Annotated in this window: 6 protein-coding genes and 1 tRNA gene; 2 read left to right on the top strand and 5 right to left on the bottom strand. The window is 64.7% G+C overall.

The window, feature by feature from the left end; all coding sequences use genetic code 11:
- Positions 1 to 32: 32 nt before the first annotated feature.
- Positions 33 to 122, top strand: a tRNA-Ser gene (locus tag V6M52_RS10030).
- Positions 123 to 223: 101 nt separating this feature from the next.
- Here V6M52_RS10030 and V6M52_RS10025 read toward each other — a convergent pair.
- The 5 genes from V6M52_RS10025 to V6M52_RS10005 all read right to left on the bottom strand — a co-directional run bounded on the left by V6M52_RS10025 (position 224) and on the right by V6M52_RS10005 (position 3736).
- Positions 224 to 580 carry a hypothetical protein gene (locus tag V6M52_RS10025; protein ID WP_332700915.1) on the bottom strand — a complete coding sequence of 119 codons (357 nt, stop codon included), beginning with the start codon at positions 578 to 580 and terminating at the stop codon, positions 224 to 226.
- Positions 581 to 706: 126 nt separating this feature from the next.
- Positions 707 to 1279 carry a DUF4304 domain-containing protein gene (locus V6M52_RS10020; RefSeq protein ID WP_332700914.1) on the bottom strand — a complete coding sequence of 191 codons (573 nt, stop codon included), beginning with the start codon at positions 1277 to 1279 and terminating at the stop codon, positions 707 to 709.
- Entirely contained in the window at positions 1276 to 2178 is a 903-nt protein-coding gene (locus tag V6M52_RS10015; RefSeq protein ID WP_332700913.1) for a hypothetical protein, read from the bottom strand. The genes V6M52_RS10020 and V6M52_RS10015 overlap by 4 nt, the downstream gene beginning before the upstream one ends.
- Before the next feature lie 173 nt (positions 2179 to 2351).
- Positions 2352 to 3584 (bottom strand): TCR/Tet family MFS transporter, encoded by a 1233-nt coding sequence (locus V6M52_RS10010; RefSeq protein ID WP_332700912.1) that lies wholly within the window; start codon positions 3582 to 3584, stop codon positions 2352 to 2354.
- Entirely contained in the window at positions 3569 to 3736 is a 168-nt protein-coding gene (locus V6M52_RS10005) for a hypothetical protein (protein ID WP_254835607.1), read from the bottom strand. Before V6M52_RS10005 ends, V6M52_RS10010 begins: the two co-directional genes overlap by 16 nt.
- A gap of 276 nt (positions 3737 to 4012) precedes the next feature.
- Here V6M52_RS10005 and V6M52_RS10000 point away from each other — a divergent pair.
- On the top strand, positions 4013 to 4492 hold a 480-nt coding region (locus V6M52_RS10000), incomplete at its 3' end, for a hypothetical protein (RefSeq protein WP_332700911.1).

Genomic DNA, 4492 nt, shown 5'->3' with positions numbered 1-4492 from the left:
GGGCCCTTTCAACGGGGCCCGATGTCGTCTCTGGAGAGGTGGCTGAGTGGTCGAAAGCACCGCACTCGAAATGCGGCGTACCTGGAAGGGTACCGTGGGTTCGAATCCCACCCTCTCCGCCATGGCCCGAAGGCCTCAGAAAATCCACTAAAATCAATCGCTTAATGGGAACTGGCGCAGCGCTGCGTACCCCATTGCATACCCCAAGAGGGGCCTTGGGCAGCTAGTCGGTGGGGTATTGCATGGCCTCCAGATAGGCTTGGCATCCGGACCAGACGCCGGTGGGCAACTTCGCTTGGGTGCAGTCGCGCCAAGACGTTGCACCGGCCCGCGCTGCCCAACCCCAGCCCCGCTTCTCCTCCTGACAGGCGGGCGAGTAGCATGGGCTCAGACCGAGCAGTTTGACACCTGGAAACGACGGCAGCTCCTGCACCCTAGGGGCCATGAACGACCGCATCGTTTCCCTGAACTCCTTCACCTGGGCCTTGCGCGCCTGGTTGTCCCGGTGCGCTCCGAGAGCGAGCGCGCCGACGATCAGCAGCGTCAGAAACCAAAGGGGCTCGCGCTTGTCGGCTGGCATTCGGCTTGCTCGATAAGTGAGAGGCGCTTCTGCGCGCGATGGAGGTTCATCGGGTACCATGAGCCGCCGCCGGGCGATTGGAAGCTCTCGTGTTCAGCTATGCGACCATGCCCGGATGGTGAGCCCTCAAGTCGCGCCGCAACCGAACTGTCTGCGGAGGCTGACGATCTTGCCAAGCCATCGGCCTTCATAGTCCTTGGGCGGATCGCGTAGCGTCTCGCAGGCTTGCGCCATGTCTCCCATTCGGGCCTGGATGACGGCGAGGTGCAGTCGCGAGGTCCCGTCCCTCCACTTTGTCGCACTCTTCTGGAGATAGTCGGCCATACCTTCGAGGGTGTGCATGCGCCCCAGAAAGGGCAGAGCGTAAGCCTCGATCAATGCAGCCGCCTCCGCCGGTCCGTTTGGATCGCCCGCCCGCCACCAACGGTCCCGAGTGTTTGGTTCAACAAGTCTTTGGATACGCACACTCACGGGGAAGAGGGTGGGCGGAGGACCCGCAGGCTCCGCGTCGAGAATCATGCGCTCCGACACCTTGTCTTGGGCGTGGATGTTTATAGTGGACCCCAGGACGCTGGTCGACTGAACGCTAATGATATCGACATGCGCCTCGTTCTCTCGCTTCCAGTCGTTGCCGGTCCGAATGAAGCCGCGCGGCTCGAGGACTTTGTTGATCGTCGACCGATAGGTTGGCCGCGTCATCGGTAGTCCTTCGGATTGTAGTAGATGGCGCGGGTCTTCTTCTTTCCGTCTTCGCGATATTTCCGTACCTGACTCTCGGCGGCGCGCCTGCCTGAAGGTGTGTTTGGCTTCAATTCGAGATAGCGACCTCGCGGGGTCCCGGCATCCGGTCGGAGTCTGGCGCCGCTCTGTCCCGTAAATTCAGGGTTGGGATCCCAACTGAGTTTCTGCTCGACCCGCGCCTTCAGTTCGGCGTGAACCTTGCGGCCGAGCCTCGCGGCGTAGTTGTCCCCACCACGTCGAAAGGGCTCGCGTTCAATAAAGCGAAGGGGAATGCGCTTCAGTTCAGCGGCTGCGGCACGCACGGCGAGCAATGCCGCGCCTTCTCCGGCCGCGATCAATGCAGTCGGGGCAAGTGCGGGAATCGCTAACCAGCTATTCTTCAGGCTCTCCGCGTCAACAACCTTGTCCAGCTGAGCCTGCTGTCGGCGAACCTCGGCAACCCTCTTGGGATGGAAACTGGGAAGTTGATCGATAGGACGTTGAGGCTGCGGCCCAGCGACGGGCCTGGTCCCACTGAGGTTGGGAGATGGCGCTTGCGCCACCGTGGCCAGGCGCGTGGCCACCGTTCGGGTCTGGTTTCGGAAAGGCGTCGCGAGATCGCCGTTTCGCTGGGTCCCCTGCAGCAAGCGTGACTCTGGCGCTCGCTCACCTCTGAGCATTTCGACCCCAAGGGTCATGACCTGCTCTGGGGTCTTGGCCTCGAGACTCTGTCCGAGTCTGGTCGCAGCGGCATACGCTCTGTAGGCGGCGTCCTCTGCCGCCCTCCCGCGTTCCCCGACCTGCCGCATTCTCCATTCCATCCAGTCCGCCGCGTTCTCGACGTCCATGCGCCGTAGAGCCGCCTGAATTCCGGCCATGCCTACCCCTTCTATCGTCCGTTGGATTGATGATCGCGGCTTGGCGCGCGCGCCTCTAGGGCAACCTCCACAGTAGCACAGCTTTGGGAGAGCACAAGAACAAAACAAGAACAAAACAAGAACAAATAGCTTGCAAGCGAGAGCTATGCCTTATGCCGCAGCCATTTGCAGACCTAGATTTTCGATGCCGCCCGCCCCGTCCGCCAGGCCAGCCCCAGCGCGGCGGCCGTCGCCAGCGCCGCCAGGAACAGCGGTAATCCCGGCAGCACCTCGTGCCGCACGGCCCAGGCGAAGCTCAGCCCGAACAGGCTCGGCCCCACCACCGAGGCCAATCCCATCAGCGCCTGGTTGGCGCCTTGCAGCTGGCCCTGTTCGCTCGGCCCCACGCGGCGGGTCATCAGGCCCTGGAGGCCCGGCGTCAGCAGGCCGGCCAGGCAGGAGATCGGCATGCAGGCCATGTAGATCAGGCTGGTGGGGGCCAGGCCGTACCAGATGAAGCCGACGATGCTGGCGCTGGCGCCGATCAGCATGGCGCCGCGCTCGCCGAAGCGGGCGACCACCGGGCCGACCAGGAAGCTCTGCACCGCCACGCCCAGCACCCCGCCGGCCATCATGTAGAGGCCGGTCACCACGGGCGACCAGTCATAGCGATAGCTGGTGTAGAGCACGAAGACGCTGGGCCAGACCATCTGGGCCAGCTGGTTGAGGAAGTGGATCCCGGCCAGGCCGAACAACTCGTGGTGCGAGCGCAGCAGGTTGAGCGAGCCGATGGGATTGGCCTTGCGCCAGTCGAACCGCGCCACCCGTCTTTCCGGCGGCAGGGATTCCGGCAACACGAATGCGCCGTAGATCACATTGACCAGGGTGAGCGCTGCGGCCGCCAGGAAGGGCAGGCGCAGATTGACCTCGCCCAGCAGGCCGCCGATCGCCGGTCCCGCCAGGAAGCCGAAGGAGAAGGCCGCGCCCATCCAGCCGAAGGCCCGCGCCCGGCCCTCCGGCAGTGTGACGTCGGCCACATAGGCGTTGGCGGTGGAGAAGGCGCCCGAGGTCGCTCCGCTGATCATCCGGCCAATCAGCAGCCAGGTCAGGCTGGGCGCCAGGGCCATGAGCAGGAAGTCGACGCCGAGGCCGCAGAGCGAGACCAGCAGCACGGGCCGGCGTCCCACGCGGTCGGAGACCAGGCCGAGGATCGGGCCGGCGAACAGGCTCATCACCCCGCCGACCGTGGCGAACACCACGTTCCACTCCGAGGCCGCCGCGGTGTCGCCGCCGGTGAACTGCTTCAGCAGGGCCGGCATGATCGGGATCATCAGGCCGAACGACATGGCCGTGGTGATCGCGCTGACGAAGATGAAGCCGAAGGCCGCGCGTCCGGCGGCCGGGGGCGCCCCTAGCGGGACATCCACGGTTTCGACTTGGACGAGGACTGGGCCGCGGCGGCCTGTTCGCGCTGGAACTTGCCGCCCCGAGGCGGCTGCGGCTTGGCCGCGATGGCGGCCTTCTTCAGCCGCAAGGCCTTCTGGATCGGGGTTTCGGAGGGCGGTGCGTCGTCGGCCATGGTCATCGTCCTCTTGCTAAGGAGAGTCTAACGCCTGGCCGCCGCCTCTGTCCGACGAAAAGCGCGCACGGCTAGTTTCCAACCGCGCTGTGATTTCATTCCGGAAAACATGGCTAGCGAGGCGGCGTCATGCGCGGGGACGACAAGCGTGGCAATAAATTTCCGTTGCCGGACGAAATCGGCTGTGTTTCGCTCGAAATTGTTAAAGGTCATTAAGCATCCCGTGGCGTGCGAACCCTGGGATACTGCGCAGTCTGGTGTCCTCAGGAGGGGCGTATGAGGAAGCTTATGTTGTCCGCGGCCATGGCTCTGGTCGTGGGCGGGATTTCGACGCCGGCGTCTTCGGCGACGATCGTGTTGAACAATCTGGGGGGTGTGGATGCCGGCAGCCAGGCGCTATTCGGTTTCAGCGCCGCAGCCGAGTTCTGGTCCAAGCGGCTGACCAACGATGTCACCATCAATCTCGACGTGCGCTTCCAGTCCCTGGGCGCCGGCGTACTGGGCCAGGCCGGTAGCCGCTCGTTCGTGGTCGACACCGAGACCATCCAGAATCAGCTGGCCGCGGTCGGCGCGACATCACTCGACGCCATCGCGGTGGCCAATCTGCCGATCCTGACTCCGGGCGACTACGGGGTGGGCGCGCTGAGCGTGATCACGCCGGGCGATCTCGGCGGCGGCCTGGGCTCCGATGCGCTCACCCGGGTGCTGGACGCCGATGGCAGCGCCAACAACTCCTTCCTCGACGCCAACAGCGCC

Origin of the sequence: Devosia sp. (assembly GCF_036676215.1) — a bacterium.
Taxonomy (GTDB): Bacteria; Pseudomonadota; Alphaproteobacteria; order Rhizobiales; family Devosiaceae; genus Devosia.
Note: the sequence above shows the minus strand (reverse complement) of the source record. Positions and strands in the feature narration are given on the sequence as shown.